Source organism: Pigmentiphaga soli, from assembly GCF_039541095.1.
GTDB lineage: Bacteria > Pseudomonadota > Gammaproteobacteria > Burkholderiales > Burkholderiaceae_B > Pigmentiphaga > Pigmentiphaga soli.
On sequence record NZ_BAABFO010000003.1, the window covers coordinates 57,535 to 73,121 of the forward strand.

Below are 15,587 nucleotides of genomic sequence, written 5' to 3' on the forward strand. Positions count from 1 at the left end.
CGCGCTACGCAAGGCGGTGCGGCGCGGCGCGTGATCGCGGTCACAATCGGTAGCGGCTGCGCGAGCCGCGAAACCGCGCCTGCGGGCCGCGGCGCTTCGCGCAAGCCCGGGAGACGTTCAGCCCCGCGCTGGCCCCGTTTCGAACAACAGCGTGCCGGGGCCCATCGCTTCCTGCGCCAGCCCGACGCCCAGGCCGGCCTGCCCATCGGGCAATTGCACGGCTCCATTGTCCACCTGCGGCAGGCCGTGGCCCACCAGTTCGTCGAACCGCGGCGTTTCGTCGAACTGCAGTTCCAGGCAGTCGAAGGCCGAAGCGGCCGCGGCGATCTGCAGGCTGGCGGCATGGCATACCGGGCCGGTGGGATTGTGCGGCGAGAAATCCACGCCGGCCGCCTTGAACGCGCCGGCGATGGCCAGCATTTCGTCCAGGCCGCCGGCGTATTTCACGTCCGGCATCATCGCGTCGTAGACGCCGGCCGCCAGCAGCGGCGCGAAGCCTGCCAGCCCGCTCATGTGCTCGGCGCCGGCCAGCCGGATGCCGGCCGCGTTGGCCTGGGCGCGCAGGCCGCGCAGGGCCGGGTAATGGTCGGCCGTTTCCGGCGTCGGGCATTCGATCCAGTACAGGCCGAGCCCCGATCCGGCCGCGGCGGCCACCAGCTCCCGGGCGCCGCGTTCGTCGAAGCGCCAATGGCAATCGACCATCAGCCGCGCGCCGCCGCCCACCGCGCCGCGCACCGCCGCCGCGCGCGGCAGGCCGAGCCCGATGCCGCGCCGCACCGCCGCGGCGTCCTGGCCGGGCCGCACTTCATCGAACGGCGCGATCTTGAAGGCGTCGTAGCCGCGCGCCAGCGCCAGCCGCGCGGTGGCCGCGAAGCCTTGCGGGCTGCGGTCCTCGGTCTTGCGGTTGATGTTGGCGTAGAGCGGGATGCGCCGGCGCCGGGCCCCGCCCAGCGCCTCGGCCACCGCGATGCCGCGGCGGCGGGCGGCTGCGTCCCACAACGCCTGGCTGGCGGCCGACACGAAAGCGGCCTCGGGCAGCGAGGCATAGGGCAGGCGGGCGGCCAGGCCGGCGGGCTGGCCGGCGTCCAGGCCGAGCAGCGCGGGCGCCAGGCGTTCGGCGGCGGCCCGCACCTCGTCTTCGTGCTGGTTCAGGGACGCTTCGCCGATGCCGCGCACGCCGTCGGCGGCGGCCAGCGTCAGGAACAGCCATACGGTCTTGGGACTGACGCGCACGGCGTCGAGCCGGCAGTAATCGATGCGTATCGTCATGCAAGGCAGGCCGGGCGGCGCGGCGTCAATGCGTGGCCGACATCTGGATGTGGGCGAACTTGGCCACCTCGCGCCAGTTCGCGATCTCGCGCTTCTGGTAGGCGGCGAAGTCTTCCGGGCTGCCGCACACCACCTCGCCGCCCAGCGCTTGCAGTTTCTCCTGCACCGCCCGGTCGCGGCAGGCCTGGGCCACCTGCGCCGACAGCTTGCGCACGATGGCGTCCGGCGTGCCGCGCGGCGCGAACAGGCCGAACCAGGCCACCGTCTCGTAGCCCTTGATGCCGGTTTCTTCCACCGTGGGAACGCCGGGGAAGACGGGCGAGCGCTTGCGCGTGGTCATCGCCAGCGGCGTGATCTGCCCGGACTTGACCAGCGCGGCGGCCGGCGGCAGGTTGACGGCCATGAAATCGACCTGGCCGGCGGTCAGCCCGGCCAGCCCCTGGGCGGCGCCGCGGTACGGCACGTGCACGGCCTCGATGCCGGTCAGCATGCCGAGGTAGGCGGTGCTCATGTGCGCCGAGCTGCTGGGGCCGCCGGAGCCGTAGTTGAGCTGGCCGGGGTGCTGCCTGGCGTAGGCGATCAGTTCCTGCAGCGAATGCACCGGCAGCTTCTTGCTGGCCACGAAGATGTTGGGCGCCTCGTACACCAGCGAGACCGGCACGAAATCGGCCACCGGATCGTACGGCAGGTCGGGATAGGTGGCGGCGTTGATGCCGTGCGAGCCGGCGTTGCCTAGGATGAAGGTGTAGCCGTCCGGCTTGGCCCGCGCGGCGTTCACGCTGCCGATGATCCCGCCGGCGCCGGGTTTGTTGTCGACCACGAAGGTCTCGCCCATCGAGCCGCGCAATTTCTCGGCCAGCACGCGCGCGATCTGGTCGGCGCCGTCGCCGGGCGCGCTCGGAACCAGGATGGTGATGGCGTGGGTGGGCCAGGCGGCGCCGTCCTGGGCGTGTGCCAGCCAGGGCATCGAGAGCGCCGCGGCGGCGCAGAGCTTGAAGAAGGGATTCACGGCGGATGCTTCGCAGAAAACGCAGGGGGCTGCGCGCCGAAGCCAGCCGGTTGCGGCCTGTGGCGCGGAGCCCGGCAAGATACTGGAAGCAGGCAGCGCAAGGGTACGAAGAAAACCGCATGAGCTCATGCGGTTTCCGCTCGGCGCCGTCCGTTCATCGGCAAAAGGGGCCGCCCTCGCCCCCTTTGCGTGCCGGGCGTCAGCGGCGCGGGCTTGCGCTCGCCACCGGCTCCGGCGCCTGCCAGCCGCCGCCCAGCGCGCGGATCAGCGCCACGGTGGAGCGGGCGCGCTCGCCGTCCATCTGCATCGCCGCGCGCTGCTGCTGCAGCACGTTGCGGTCGGCGTCGATCACCTCCAGGTAGCTGACCGAGCCTTCGCGGTACTGCGTCTGCGACAGCTGCGAGGCGCGCAGCGAGGCGGCAACGGCCTCGTCCTGCGCGGCCGCTTGCTGCGCGAGGATGCGCAGGTTGGCCAGGTTGTCTTCCACCTCGCGGAAGGCGGTCAGCACGGTCTGCCGGTAGGCGGCCACGTCTTCTTCGTAGCGGGCGCGCGCCAGGTCGAGCGCGGCGTCGCGGCGGCCGCCGTCGAAGATGGGCAGCGTCAGCATGGTGCCCACCAGCGGGCCGAACAGGAAGGTGCGGCTGGACCAGCGCGCCAGGTTGTCGAACTGCGAGGCCTCGGTGCCCAGGCCCGCCGTGATGTCGAGCCGCGGAAAGAAAGCGGCGCGCGCCATGCCGATGCGCGCGTTGGCGGCCGCCATCGCACGCTCGGCCGCGGCGATGTCGGGCCGGCGCTCCAGCAGCGCCGACGGCAGCAGCGCCGGCACCGGCGGCGCGCTGCGCACCAGCGGCATCTCGGCCAGCGTGAAATCGGCTGGCGCGGCGCCCAGCAGGATGGCCAGCGCATGTTCGGCGCTGGCGCGGGCGCGCGCGGTGCCGAGCGATTCGGAACGGGCCGTGGCCAGTTCGGCGCGGGCGCGCGCCACATCCAGCTCGGCGATGTCGCCTTCCTCGAAGCGCCGCTGGGCCAGTTTCAGCGCCTGCTCGCGCAGCGCCACGGTGCGGCGGTACAGCGCCTGGACCGCGTCCAGCTCGCGCACCAGGAAATAGGCCTGCGCCACGTCGCCCTGCAGCGCCAGGCGCACCGATTCGAACAGCGCCTCGCTGCGTTCGGCGTCGGCCTCGGCCGCGTTCACCGACGAGGCCACGCGGCCGAACAGATCGGCCTCGTAGGACACGCTCAGCTGGGCGCGCCACAGCGTGGAGGCCTGCGAGGGGCCGTCGTCGGGCCGCCCTTGCGAGGCCGGCGACGGCCGCTGGCGGGTCGGCCCGACGCCGGCGTCCACGCGCGGAAACAGGCCTGCGCGCGCGTCCTGCTGCAGGGCGCGCGATTGCGCCAGGCGGGCGGCGGCGGCCTGCAGGTCCTGGTTGGCGGCCATCGCCCGCTCTTCCAGGCCGTCGAGCGTGGCATCGCCAAAAACATGCCACCACGGACCGCGCGCGATGCCGTCGGCCGGCTCGGCGGGCTTCCAGTCGGCGTTGCCGGCGGCGGCCGCATCGCCCTTGGCCTCCTTGAAGGCGGCGGGGACGTCAGCCTGCGGCCGTTCGTACACCGGCGCCACCGAGCAGCCGGCCAATATCAGCGCCAGGACGGCCGGCGGGAAAGGGTTGCGAATCCAGTTCATGTCGGGGTTCCAAAGCAGCATTCGAATCGGCGGCGCGGCTCAATGGGGCGCGCCGCCGGCGGCCTGCAGGCCGTGCGCCGGCAGCGGCCCGGGTACGGCGGGCGTCTCGACGGAAGCCGGCGCGTCGTGCGGCGGCTTGCCGTGCCGGGCCTCGCGGCTGGCCACCAGGCGCAGCAGCACGTAGAACACCGGCGTCAGGAACAGCCCGAACAGCGTCACCCCCAGCATCCCGAAGAACACCGCCACGCCCATCGCGTGGCGCATCTCGGCGCCGGCGCCGGTGGCCGTGACCAGCGGCACCACGCCCATGATGAAGGCGATCGAGGTCATCAGGATCGGCCTCAGCCGCAGACGGCAGGCCTCGACCGCGGCCTGCACCGGCGAGCGGCCCTGGGACTCCAGTTCGCGGGCGAATTCGACGATCAGGATGGCGTTCTTGCAGGCCAGCCCCACCAGCACCATCAGCCCGATCTGGGTGAAGATGTTGTTGTCGTTGCCGGTGAGCCAGACGCCGGCCAGCGCAGCCAGGATGCTCATCGGCACGATCAGGATCACCGCCAGCGGCAGCGTCAGGCTTTCGTACAGCGCGGCCAGCACCAGGAACACCAGCAGCACGCTGATGGGAAACACCCAGATGCCCGCGTTGCCGGCCAGGATCTTCTGGTAGGTCAGGTCCGTCCATTCGAAGCGGATGCCGCGCGGCAGCGTCTGGGCGGCGATCCGCTCGGCCGCGGCCTGGGCCTGGTCCGAGGAATAGCCCGGCGCCGGGCCGCCGTTGATGTCGGCCGCCGTGTAGCCGTTGTAGCGCACCACCATCTCCGGCCCGTAGGTGGGCCTGACCTGCACCAGCGACGACAGCGGCACCATCTCGCCGTCGCGGTTGCGGGTCTTCAGGCCGAGGATGTCTTCGGCGCGCGCGCGGAACGGCGCGTCGGCCTGCGCCCGCACCTGGTAGACCCGGCCGAAGCGGTTGAAGTCGTTCACGTACAGCGAGCCCAGGTAGATCTGCATGGTGTCGAACACGTCGGTCACCGGCACGCCCAGCTGCTTGGCCTTGACGCGGTCGAGGTCGACGTCGACCTGCGGCACGTTGATCTGGTAGCTGGAGAAGGTCGGCCCCAGTTCCGGCGCCTTGGCCGCGGCCGCCACGAAGGCCTGCGCGGCGGCGTCCAGCGCGGCGTAGCCGAGCGCGCCGCGGTCTTCGATCTGCAGCTTGAAGCCGCCCATCGTGCCCAGTCCCATGACTGGCGGCGGCGGGAACACCGCGATGAAGGCGTCCTGGATCGCCGCGTACTTCTGGTTCAGCGCTGCCGTGATGCCGTCGGCCGACAGCGCCGCGCTGCGGCGTTGGTCGAACGGCTTGAGCGTGACGAACACGATGCCGGCGCTGGAGCTGTTGGTGAAGCCGTTGATCGACAGCCCCGGGAAGGCCACCGCGCTTTCCACGCCGGGCTGCGACAGCGCGACGTCGGTCATGCGGCGGATCACCCCTTCGGTGCGGTCGAGCGAGGCGCCGTTGGGCAGCTGGGCGAAGCTGATCAGGTATTGCTTGTCCTGCGCCGGCACGAAGCCGCCGGGCACGATGGAGGCAATGCCCACCGTGGCCGCCAGCAGTACCGCGTACACGGCCATGACCGAGGCCTTGCGGCCCACCACGGTCTTGACTCCGCTCGCATAGCGCTCCGAACCGCGCCGGAACATGCGGTCGAAGGCACGGAAGAAGCCGCCGAAGACGCGGTCCATCAGCCTGGTCAGCCAGTCCTTGGGCGCGTCGTGCGGCTTGAGCAGCAGCGCGGCCAGCGCCGGCGACAGCGTCAGCGAATTGAAGGCCGAGATCACCGTCGAGATCGCGATGGTCATCGCGAACTGCTTGTAGAACTGGCCGGTCAGGCCGGTCATGAAGGCCAGCGGCACGAACACCGCCACCAGGGTCAGCGCGATGGCGATGATGGGGCCGCTGACTTCCTGCATCGCGCGGTAGGTGGCCTCGCGCGGCGACAGCCCGGCCTCGATGTTGCGCTCGACGTTCTCGACCACCACGATGGCGTCGTCCACCACGATGCCGATCGCCAGCACCATGCCGAACAGCGACAGCGCGTTGATCGAGTAGCCGAAGCCCAGCATCAGGGCGAAGGTGCCGATGATGGACACCGGCACCGCCAGCAGCGGGATCAGCGAGGCGCGCCAGGTCTGCAGGAACACGATCACCACCAGCACCACCAGCGCGATCGCCTCCAGCAGCGTGTGCACCACCGCCTCGATGCTGGAACGCACGAATTGCGTCGGGTCGTAGACGATGCGGTACTCCACCGACGGCGGGAAGTCCTTGGCCATGTCGGCCATCGCCGCCCTCACCTGATCCGACACCGCCAGCGCATTGGCGCCCGGCGCCTGCATGATGGCCAGCGCCACCGCGGGCTTGTTGTCGAGCAGCGAGCGCAGGCCGTATTCCGAGGCCGCCAGCTCGATGCGGGCGACGTCGGCCAGCCGCGTGATGGCGCCGTCGGGGCCGGCCTTCAGGATGATGTCGCCGAACTCGGCCTCCGTCTGCAGGCGGCCGCGCGCGTTGACCGACAACTGCAGCGGCACGTCCGGCCCGCTGGGCGAGGCGCCGAGCACGCCGGCCGCGACCTGCACGTTCTGCTCGCGGATCGCCGCCACCACGTCGCTGGCGGTCAGGCCGCGCTGGGCCACCTTCTGCGGATCGAGCCAGACCCGCATCGAGTAGTTGCCGCCGCCCCACAGCTGGACCTCGCCCACGCCGGGGATGCGCGCCAGGCGGTCCTTGACGTTGATCAGCGCGTAGTTGCGCAGATAGGTCATGTCGTAGCGGTCGTCGGGCGAGATCAGGTGGGCCACCAGCGTCAGCGTGGGCGAGCTCTTGGCGGTGGTCACGCCCAGCCGCTGCACGTCTTCCGGCAGCCGCGGCAGCGCCTGCGCGACGCGGTTCTGCACCAGCTGCTGGGCCTTGTCCGGGTCCACGCCGAGCTGGAAATTGACCGTAATCGCGAGGTTGCCGTCGCTATTGGCCTGCGACTGCATGTAAAGCATGTCTTCCACGCCGTTGATGGATTCCTCCAGCGGCGAGGCGACGGTTTCGGCGATCACCTTGGGGTTGGCGCCGGGATACTGCGCCCGCACCACCACCGACGGCGGCACCACTTCGGGATACTCGGAGATCGGCAGCTGGAACAGCGCCAGCGCGCCGCCCAGCAGGATCAGCACCGACAGCACGCCGGCGAAGATCGGACGATCGATGAAAAATCGGGAGATATTCATGGTCGTTTCCGTTGCCCCGCGCTTCAGACCTGCAAGGCGCCAGCGGCCGGCTTGCCCTGCCCGGCGCCGCCCGCCGGCTCGCTGCCGGCCATCGGCACCGCCTTCGGCGCCACCGTGTCGCCCGGCCGCACGCGCTGCAGCCCGTTGACGACGATGCGCTCGCCGGCCTTCAGCCCCTCTTCGACCACCAGCAGGCCGTCCTGGCTGGCGCCCAGCCTGACCCGCCTGTAGGCCGTGCGGCCGTCGGCGCCCACCACCAGCACGTAGCGCTTGTCCTGGTCGGTGCCGACCGCGCGTTCGTCGATCAGCACGGCATCGCGCGGCGTGCCGCCGCCCAGGCGGATGCGGGCGTACAGGCCCGGCACCAGCATGGCGTCGGCGTTGTCGAACACGGCCCGCACGCGGATCGTGCCCGACGAGGTATCGAGCCGGTTGTCGACCGAGCTGATGGCGCCGCGGCGCGGATAGCCTTCTTCGTTGGCCAGGCCCAGGTAGACCGGCACCCGGCCCTGGGCGGCCTGCTCCCGCTGGATGTATTTCAGGAAGCTTTGCTCGTCGACGTCGAACGAGGCGTACATCTTGGCCACCGACACCAGCGTGGTCAGCGGCACCGAGCCGGCGCCGGCCGCCACCACGTTGCCGACCGTCACCATCGCGCGCGAGATGCGGCCCGACACGGGCGCCGTGACGCGGGTGTATTCCAGGTTCAGGCGCGCCTGGGTGAGCGCGGCGCGCGCGGCCAGCAGGTTGGCCGCGGCTTCGCGCGCGGCGTTCTGCTTTTCGTCGACGTCGCGGCGGGCGATGGCGTTGTCGGCCAGCAGGCGCTGCGCGCGGGCCAGGTCGGAGGCCGCGTAGGCATCGCGCGCGCCGGCCGCGGCCACCTGGGCCTCCATGCGCTCGACTTCGGCGGCATAGGGGCGCGGGTCGATCGTGAACAGCACGTCGCCCTTGCGCACCAGGCTGCCGTCGCGGAAATGGACCGCCGTGAGCGTGCCGGACACCAGCGGCCGGATCTCGACCCGGTCGACGGCTTCGAGCCGGCCGGAGTAGCTTTGCCAGTCGACCACCTGGCGGCTGACGACCTCGGCCACGTCGACCGGCACGGCAGCCGGAGCGGCCGCCTGCGGCGGCTCGGATTCGGCCGCGCCGGCGGTGAAATGGCGGGCGGCGAAACCGCCGCCGGCCAGGAGCGCCGCGGCCAGCGCGGCGGACAGGACGAAACGATGACGTGGGGCTTGCATGGGACTGCCTCGGGCGGATGGGGGAACAGGAAGCGAATTCTGGATGTTTCGTCCAGCTGGATAAATCCCTATAATTCGGCAACACTATTCGTTCATCTGGAACAATCGCCATGGACATCGTGCAAGCCATGCAGGTCTTCACCCGGGTGGTGGAGGCCAACAGTTTCACGCTGGCCGCCGACAATCTCGGCCTGCCGCGCGCCACGGTCACCACCACCATCCAGAACCTGGAGAAGCGGCTGCAGGTGCGGTTGCTCAACCGCACCACCCGCCGCATCAGCCTGACGCCCGACGGCGCGGCCTATTACGAGCGCTGCATGCGCATCCTGGCGGACCTGGAAGACGCCGAGGCCTCGTTCCGCGACGTGGCGCGCGGCCCGCGCGGGCGGCTGCGGGTCGACGTCCCGCCCTCGATCGGCCGCATATTGCTGATCCCGCACCTGTGCGAGTTCTACGGCCGCTACCCCGACATCGAACTGGTCATCGGCATGACCGACCGCCCGGTCGACCTGGTGCAGGAGGCGGTCGATTGCGCGATCCGGGTCGGCGAGCTGCAGGATTCGACCATGGTGGCGCGGCGCATCGGCACCTTCCAGAGCATCACCTGCGCCGCCCCGCCCTACATCGAGCGCCATGGCCTGCCGCAAACATTGGAAGACCTGCAGGACCACCATGCGGTGCATTATTTTTCCAGCCGCACCGGCCGCACCATCGACTGGGAACTGATCGTCGACGGCGAATCCCGGGCGGTCAAGGTCAAGGGCAGCGTGGCCGTCAACGATGCCGATGCCTATGTGGCCTGCGGCTTGCAAGGCTTCGGGCTGATCCAGGCGCCGCTGTACATGGTGCAGCAGCACCTGGCGTCGGGCGCGCTGGTCGAGGTGCTGCCGCAGTGGACCTCTTCGCCGATGCCGATTTCCGTGGTCTACCTGCAGAACCGGCACCTGGCGCCCAAGGTGCGCGTGTTCGTGGACTGGGTGGCCGAGCTGTTCGCCAGCTGCGAAGGCAGCGGCTGCCGGGAAGCCAGCCAGGAATGCCGCTTTGCCTGCCAGCCGGAGCCGCACACGGTGCGCTCGGTGATCGAGCAGCACAACATCGCCGAAAGCCTGTTCTAGCCCTGGAGCGAGCCTAGGATTTCCTGGGCGCCGGCGGCGCTGCCGACGGCGCCACGGCGGACGCCGGCCCTTCCGGCAGGTCCCGGCACGGGGCGGCCATGTCGAGCGCCGGCCGGTAGAGCGCGGTCTGTACGTCGAACAGGCCGAGAAAGGTGTGGAACACGTTGTCGTGGCTGAACGGCGCATCGCCGCGGGCGGCCAGGCAGCGGCGGTCGATGCCCCAGTCGCGCTGCGCCTCGGGCGACAGCCACATCACCATCGGCACGTGGGTCTGGGCCTCTGGAGCGATCGCATACGGCGCGGCATGCAGGTAGAGGCCGTTCTCGCCCAGCGATTCGCCGTGGTCGGATACGTACACCATGGCCGTGTCGCGCTGCGCCGCGTTGCGCTGCAGGAGGGCCACGACTTGCGCCAGGAAATGGTCGGTATAGGCGATCGTGTTGTCGTAGGCGTTGATCAGTTCTTCGTGCGTGCACTGGCTGAACTGGTTGCTGCGGCACACCGGCGAGAATTTCTGGAACGCGGCCGGATAGCGGCGATAGTAGGCCGGCCCGTGGCTGCCGATGCTGTGCAGCACGATGAAGACGTTGTCCTGCTTCGCGTCGATGTACTGCTGCAGGCCGTCCAGCATGACCTCGTCGTAGCAGGTTTCGCCGTCGCAGCGCGCATCGTTGCGGCGGGCGTCCACGGTGTCGTGCGGCACGCGCAGGCAGGCGCCCTTGCAGTCGCTGTTGTTGTCGCGCCAGAACACCTCCACGCCGGCCCGCTGCAGCACGTCGAGCAGGCCTTCGTGGGTCTTTGCCTTGCGGTCGCTGTAGTCGGCGCGCGGGAAACCCGAGAACATGCACGGCACCGATACCGCGGTCGAGGTACCGCAGGAACTGACGCGGCCGAAGTTCAGCACGCCCAGCCGGCGCAGTTCGGGCGTCGTGTCGCGCGCATAGCCGTTGAGGCCGAAATGGTCGGCGCGCGCCGTCTCGCCCACCACGAACACCACCAGCGATTTGCGCGGCTGCCGGGCCCAGGCCGGACCCGGGCGGGCATCGAGCCCGATCGGAGCCACCGCCAGCGTTTCCTTGACGCCCCAGCGCTGATGCGCGTATTTGTCCAGCGCGTGGAGGTAGCTGGTGGGGTTGATGAAGTTGGTCAGGGCGCGGTTCTGCCGCAGCAGCGGGCTGTACACGCCGTAGAAGGCGGCCAGCATCAGTATTCCCGCCATCGCACAGGCCAGCACCGTGCCCGCCCGGCCGGCCAGCCCCTTCCAGCCGCGCGCATAGGCCACCGGCAGCCGCCAGACCAGCGCCGTGGGCAGCAGCCCCAGCACCAGCAGATAGCCCAGCATCGCGGGGCTGAACAAGGCGGACGCCTCGGCGAGGTTGGTCTCCGCCATGTTCTGGATCATGACCGAATCGATCGACACGCCGTAGTCGGTCATGAAATACGCCGCCAGCGCCGACGCGATCGCGATCAGCATCAGCACCGGCTTGAAGATCCAGCGGAACGACACCGCCGTCAGCAACAGCGCGAAGGCTGCCCACATCAGCACGCCGAAGGAGACGTAGAAGGCCGCGTCGCCCAGCCCCGCCAGCGGCACCAGCCGCGCCAGCGCCCGCCATGCGGGCACGTTGTAGAACGCCACCAGCGCCAGCGCCGCCAGCATCGCCAGCCGGGTGCTTCCTACCGCCGCCCGGCCCTGCTCCGGCGCGCTCGAACCGGCGCGCCGGCCCGCGCCAGGAAAACTGCCACTGCCAAAGATTGCGGACACCGCGCCGCTCCCTGCCTGTCACGACGCAGGGCAAGGTAGCGGGGGCGGGGTCGAAGAAATGTCAAAACATTGTCGAATTTTCGTGAAACCGGGCAGCAAGCGATACCCTTGGCGCCAGCGCCATCGGCGGCTGACCGGACGCCGCTTGGGGGCGCCTTACTCGCCTGGCTCGATGTCGGCCCCGATTTCACGCATCTTCTGGATGACCAGATCGATATTTCAGGCCGGGCGCCTGAACGCGCGCCGCGCGGCTTCGGACGTGGCATGGGCGGGGCAGCCGGGCGCGTGGTCGTTGACCATGCCGACGGCCTGCATCAGCGCGTACATCGTGGTGGGCCCGACGAATTTCCAGCCGCGCTGCTTGAGCGCCTTCGACAGCGCGCGCGACTGCGGCGATTCCGCGCGCGGCCCGGCGGGGCGCGGGGCCTGCGGGTCTTCTTCGTAGCGCCAGACGAAGGCGGCCAGCGAGCCGGCCTCCTCGCACAGTTCCACCGCCCGTCCGGCGTTGTTGATCACCGCCTCGATCTTGCCGCGGTGGCGCACGATGCCGGCATCCTGCAGCAGGCGCTGCACGTCGGCCTCGCCGAAGGTGGCCACGCGGCGGAAGTCGAAGCCGGCAAATGCGGCGCGGAAGGCTTCGCGCTTGCGCAGGATGGTCAGCCAGCTCAGCCCCGACTGGAAGCCTTCCAGGCTGATGCGCTCGAACAGCGCGACGTCGTCGCCGACCGGCATGCCCCATTCGCGGTCGTGGTAGTCGAGGTAGAGCGGCGTCTGCCCCGCCCACGCGCAACGGCCGGAAGCGCCCGCCGGATCTGGATCGGCAGCCATGTCAGTGCTCCATGGCGCTACGCGCCTTCCGCGGCGTACGAAACCGCGCCGCCCCGCCCAAGATGCGGCGGATCCGGCTTCGCCGGTCCGCCCGCATCGCCCCCTTGAGGGGGCGCGCAAAGCGCGTAGGGGGTGGGGTCACCTCTCACCCCTTCGGCGGCGCGCCGCGCCACAGCACCGCGCCGCCCAGCAGGCCGGCCTCGTTGGAGCCGATCACCACGCCGGGCGGCAGTTCGCCTTCCACGTGCCGCGCGTTGCCGCCGCCGATGTGGATGCGGTCGGGCCGCAGCAGCACCTCGACCATCGCCAGCGCGCGCCGCAGGTGGCGGTTCCAGTGGTGGTTGCCGGCTGCCACGCGCGCGGCCTCGCCCAGGCATTCTTCGTAGGTGGCGTCCTTGTGCAGCGGGTGGTGGCCCAGCTCCATATGGGGCATCAGTTCGCCGTCGCGGAACAGCGAGGTGCCGACCCCGGTACCGAAGGTGAACACGAATTCCAGGCCTTCGCCCGTCACCAGCGCCATGCCCTGCATGTCGGCGTCGTTGACCAGCCGCGCCGGGCGCCCGCCCAGGCGGTCGGACAGCACGCGGCCGAGTTCGAGCCCGCGCCATTCGTCGTCCTTGCTGAGGTTGACGGCCGTCAGCACCCGCCCGTGGCGGATCATGCCGGGAAAACCGATCGCGATGCGGTCGAACGCGGGCAGCGACGCCGCCATGCCGACCAGCGTGTCGACCAGCAGCCCGGGCGGGCACGGATGCGGCGTGGGCAGCCGCAGGTGCTCGCCGAGCAGTTGGCCGTCGTCGTCGATCACGGCGGCTTTCAGGCCGCTGCCGCCGATGTCGAACGCCAAGATACCTGGGGTCAAGAAACGTCTCCTTGCCGGAATGACACATACCGGAGCATACCAAGCCCGGCGGCGGCCGCGGAGCCGCCGGGCCTGCGACGCCGGCGGGGAAAGCGGCCGCGCCGCCGGCGCTACACCAGCGGCGGATCGCGATCGCGCTCGGGATGGCGGTGGCGCGCCACGGCCTTGACGAAGGCGGCCAGCGCGGCGTCCAGTTCGCCCGGCTGGCCGAACACCAGGCCCGGATCGGCGCTGCCGTCCGGCAGTTCGGACGGAATGGCGGCGTCGTCCAGCAGCGCATGGCCGGCGCCGAGCGCCAGGATGGTCTTGCAATGGCGGTAGGTATCGCGCACGAACTCCAGCGCCCTGCCCTGGCCGGCCAGGTCGTCGATCGCGGCCTCGCCGTCGGGCAGCACCAGCGCGTCGAACAGCACGGCCGGCGTGTTCTCCAGCGACGCGTCGGCGTCCAAGCTGTCGCCGGCGGCGGTCGGCACCGGCCCCACGTGCGCGGCCACCAGCCGCGGCACCGCGCCGGCCTCCACCAGCGCCGCCTGCAGGCGCGACAGCGATTCGCCGTCGAGGCCGGGCGCCGCCAGCAGCGCGATCTTGCGGGTGCGGATGTTGCCGTCGCCGGGCCGCGCGGTCAGCGACAGCGGCGGCGAGACGGTCACTTCCGGCTTGGCCGGACGCTCCAGCGCGCGCGGCAGCGGCGGCGGCACCTGCATGCCGAGGCCGGCCGCCACGCGCGCGGCCAGCTCGTCCGACACATTGGCCAGCCCGGCCACCATGCGCTCGCGCACGGCGGGCACCGTCACCTTGCTGAGCTCGAAACGGAAGGCGGCCACGATGTGGTTTCTCTCATGCTCGGTCTGGCTGTCGTAGAACAGCCGGGCCTGGGTGTAGTGGTCGGCGAATTTTTCCGGCTTGCCGCGCACCTTGTCTTCCGCCACCGGCTGCGGGAACGACACGAAGCCCTTGGCGCCGGCCTGGAACGGACAGCCGCCGGCCAGCGAATTGGGCTCGTAGGCCACCCGCCCGCGGGCGATGGCCTGGCGGTGCATGCCGTCGCGCTGGTTGTTGTGGACCTGGGCCACCGGGGCGTTGATGGGTATCTCGTGGAAGTTCGGGCCGCCCAGCCGGCTGATCTGCGTGTCGACGTAGGAATGGATGCGCCCGGCCAGCAACGGATCGTTGGAAAAGTCGATCCCCGGGACCACGTGGGCGGCGCAGAAGGCCACCTGCTCGGTCTCGGCGAAGAAATTGTCCGGGTTGCGGTTCAGCACCAGGCGGCCCACCGGCGTGACCGGCACCAGTTCCTCGGGCACGATCTTGGTCGGGTCCAGCACGTCGAAGCTGAAGCGCTCGGCCTCTTCCTCGGTGAAGATCTGCAGGCCCAGCTCCCATTCCGGGTAGGCCCCGGCCTCGATCGCCTCCCACAGGTCGCGCCGGTGGAAATCCGGATCGGCGCCGGAGACCTTGACGGCCTCGTCCCACACCAGCGAGTGCGTGCCTTGCAGCGGGTTCCAGTGGAACTTGCAGAATACCGACTCGCCGGCCTCGTTGACCAGCCGGAAGGTATGCACGCCGAAGCCCTGCATCATCCGGTAGCTGCGCGGGATGGCGCGGTCGGACATGACCCACATCAGCATGTGGGTGATCTCGGGCATCAGCGAGGCGAAATCCCAGAACGTGTCGTGCGCCGACGCCGCCTGCGGCATGGCGTGGTGCGGCTCGGGCTTGACCGCGTGGACCAGGTCCGGGAATTTCATCGCGTCCTGGATGAAGAACACCGGGATGTTGTTGCCGACCAGGTCCCAGTTGCCCTCGTCGGTGTAGAACTTCACCGCAAAGCCGCGCACGTCGCGCGCCAGGTCGGTGGAGCCGCGTTCGCCCACCACGGTCGAAAAGCGCACGAACACCGGCGTGATCTTGCCTGCCTCCCGGAACGGCGCGGCGCGCGTGTACTTCGTCAGCGGCGCGTAGTTCTCGAAATAGCCGTGCGCGCCCGAGCCGCGCGCGTGCACGATGCGTTCCGGGATGCGTTCGTGGTCGAAATGGGTAATTTTTTCACGGAGGATGAAATCCTCCATCAGCGTCGGGCCGCGCAGGCCGGCCTTCAGGGAGTTCTGGTTGTCGCCGACCTGCACGCCCTGGTTGGTGGTCAGCGCCTGGCCGCCGGAATCCACCCGCACCCGGTCGAGCCCGTCGTTGGCGGGGTTGTGGCCGGGCGCCGCGGCGGTGCCCGCCTTCGGCGAGGCGTTGCTCTCGCTCAGCGTGCTGGCCGTGACCGACGGGTCGGACGGCGCCACGGTGGCGCCCTGCGGCGGCTGCACCGCGTTGTCATGGCCGTGTTCGAGCGGCTTGTTGGGGTTGTGGGGCATGCCGGCCGACATCTGCTGCAGCGCCGCGGCCTGGGCGGCTTGCGGATCCGCGGCCGGCTGCGCTTTGGCGGGGCGGCTCACGGTATTGCGGGCGGCGGCCTTGGCGGCCGCCTGCTTGCGGGGCGCGGATGCGGACCCGGTCTTCCTGGCAGTTGCCATATCGACTCTCCTCGGA

At 70.5% G+C, this 15,587-nt stretch carries 10 protein-coding genes; 1 reads left to right on the forward strand and 9 read right to left on the reverse strand.

The window, feature by feature from the left end:
• Window positions 1-117: 117 nt before the first annotated feature.
• From ABD927_RS04065 to ABD927_RS04085, 5 genes are all read right to left on the reverse strand, one after another.
• Entirely contained in the window at window positions 118-1,269 is a 1,152-nt protein-coding gene (locus ABD927_RS04065; protein WP_345246595.1) for an enolase C-terminal domain-like protein, read from the reverse strand.
• Between the two features lie 25 nt (window positions 1,270-1,294).
• Entirely contained in the window at window positions 1,295-2,278 is a 984-nt protein-coding gene (locus ABD927_RS04070) for a Bug family tripartite tricarboxylate transporter substrate binding protein (protein WP_345246597.1), read from the reverse strand.
• Window positions 2,279-2,477: 199 nt separating this feature from the next.
• Window positions 2,478-3,962, reverse strand: coding sequence for an efflux transporter outer membrane subunit (locus ABD927_RS04075; protein WP_345246599.1), 1,485 nt, complete (start codon window positions 3,960-3,962; stop codon window positions 2,478-2,480).
• 39 nt (window positions 3,963-4,001) lie between these two features.
• Complete coding sequence (locus ABD927_RS04080; protein ID WP_345246601.1) at window positions 4,002-7,241, reverse strand: efflux RND transporter permease subunit; 3,240 nt, start codon at window positions 7,239-7,241, stop codon at window positions 4,002-4,004.
• 23 nt (window positions 7,242-7,264) lie between these two features.
• Window positions 7,265-8,482 (reverse strand): efflux RND transporter periplasmic adaptor subunit, encoded by a 1,218-nt coding sequence (locus ABD927_RS04085; RefSeq protein WP_345246603.1) that lies wholly within the window; start codon window positions 8,480-8,482, stop codon window positions 7,265-7,267.
• A 110-nt stretch (window positions 8,483-8,592) separates the two neighbouring features.
• Between ABD927_RS04085 and ABD927_RS04090 the strand changes: the two genes are divergently transcribed.
• Window positions 8,593-9,597, forward strand: coding sequence for a LysR family transcriptional regulator (locus ABD927_RS04090; protein ID WP_345246605.1), 1,005 nt, complete (start codon window positions 8,593-8,595; stop codon window positions 9,595-9,597).
• A gap of 13 nt (window positions 9,598-9,610) precedes the next feature.
• Here the strand turns inward: ABD927_RS04090 and ABD927_RS04095 are convergent, their stop codons facing one another.
• The 4 genes from ABD927_RS04095 to ABD927_RS04110 all read right to left on the reverse strand — a co-directional run bounded on the left by ABD927_RS04095 (window position 9,611) and on the right by ABD927_RS04110 (window position 15,571).
• Complete coding sequence (locus ABD927_RS04095) at window positions 9,611-11,362, reverse strand: phosphoethanolamine transferase (protein WP_345246607.1); 1,752 nt, start codon at window positions 11,360-11,362, stop codon at window positions 9,611-9,613.
• Window positions 11,363-11,581: 219 nt separating this feature from the next.
• The gene (locus tag ABD927_RS04100) at window positions 11,582-12,190 is read right to left on the reverse strand and encodes a DNA-3-methyladenine glycosylase I (protein ID WP_345246609.1); all 609 of its coding nucleotides are present in this window, start codon (window positions 12,188-12,190) and stop codon (window positions 11,582-11,584) included.
• Between the two features lie 145 nt (window positions 12,191-12,335).
• Window positions 12,336-13,052, reverse strand: coding sequence for an ROK family protein (locus ABD927_RS04105; RefSeq protein ID WP_345246611.1), 717 nt, complete (start codon window positions 13,050-13,052; stop codon window positions 12,336-12,338).
• 110 nt (window positions 13,053-13,162) lie between these two features.
• Window positions 13,163-15,571, reverse strand: a complete 2,409-nt coding sequence (locus ABD927_RS04110; protein ID WP_345246612.1) for a catalase — start codon at window positions 15,569-15,571, stop codon at window positions 13,163-13,165.
• Window positions 15,572-15,587 lie beyond the last annotated feature (16 nt).

Coding starts and splice junctions, on each gene's coding strand:
- ABD927_RS04065 (WP_345246595.1), bottom strand. CDS start 1,269: ATGACGATACGCATCGATTACTGCCGGCTCGACGCCGTGCGCGTCAGT.
- ABD927_RS04075 (WP_345246599.1), bottom strand. CDS start 3,962: ATGAACTGGATTCGCAACCCTTTCCCGCCGGCCGTCCTGGCGCTGATA.
- ABD927_RS04080 (WP_345246601.1), bottom strand. CDS start 7,241: ATGAATATCTCCCGATTTTTCATCGATCGTCCGATCTTCGCCGGCGTG.
- ABD927_RS04085 (WP_345246603.1), bottom strand. CDS start 8,482: ATGCAAGCCCCACGTCATCGTTTCGTCCTGTCCGCCGCGCTGGCCGCG.
- ABD927_RS04090 (WP_345246605.1), top strand. CDS start 8,593: ATGGACATCGTGCAAGCCATGCAGGTCTTCACCCGGGTGGTGGAGGCC.
- ABD927_RS04100 (WP_345246609.1), bottom strand. CDS start 12,190: ATGGCTGCCGATCCAGATCCGGCGGGCGCTTCCGGCCGTTGCGCGTGG.
- ABD927_RS04110 (WP_345246612.1), bottom strand. CDS start 15,571: ATGGCAACTGCCAGGAAGACCGGGTCCGCATCCGCGCCCCGCAAGCAG.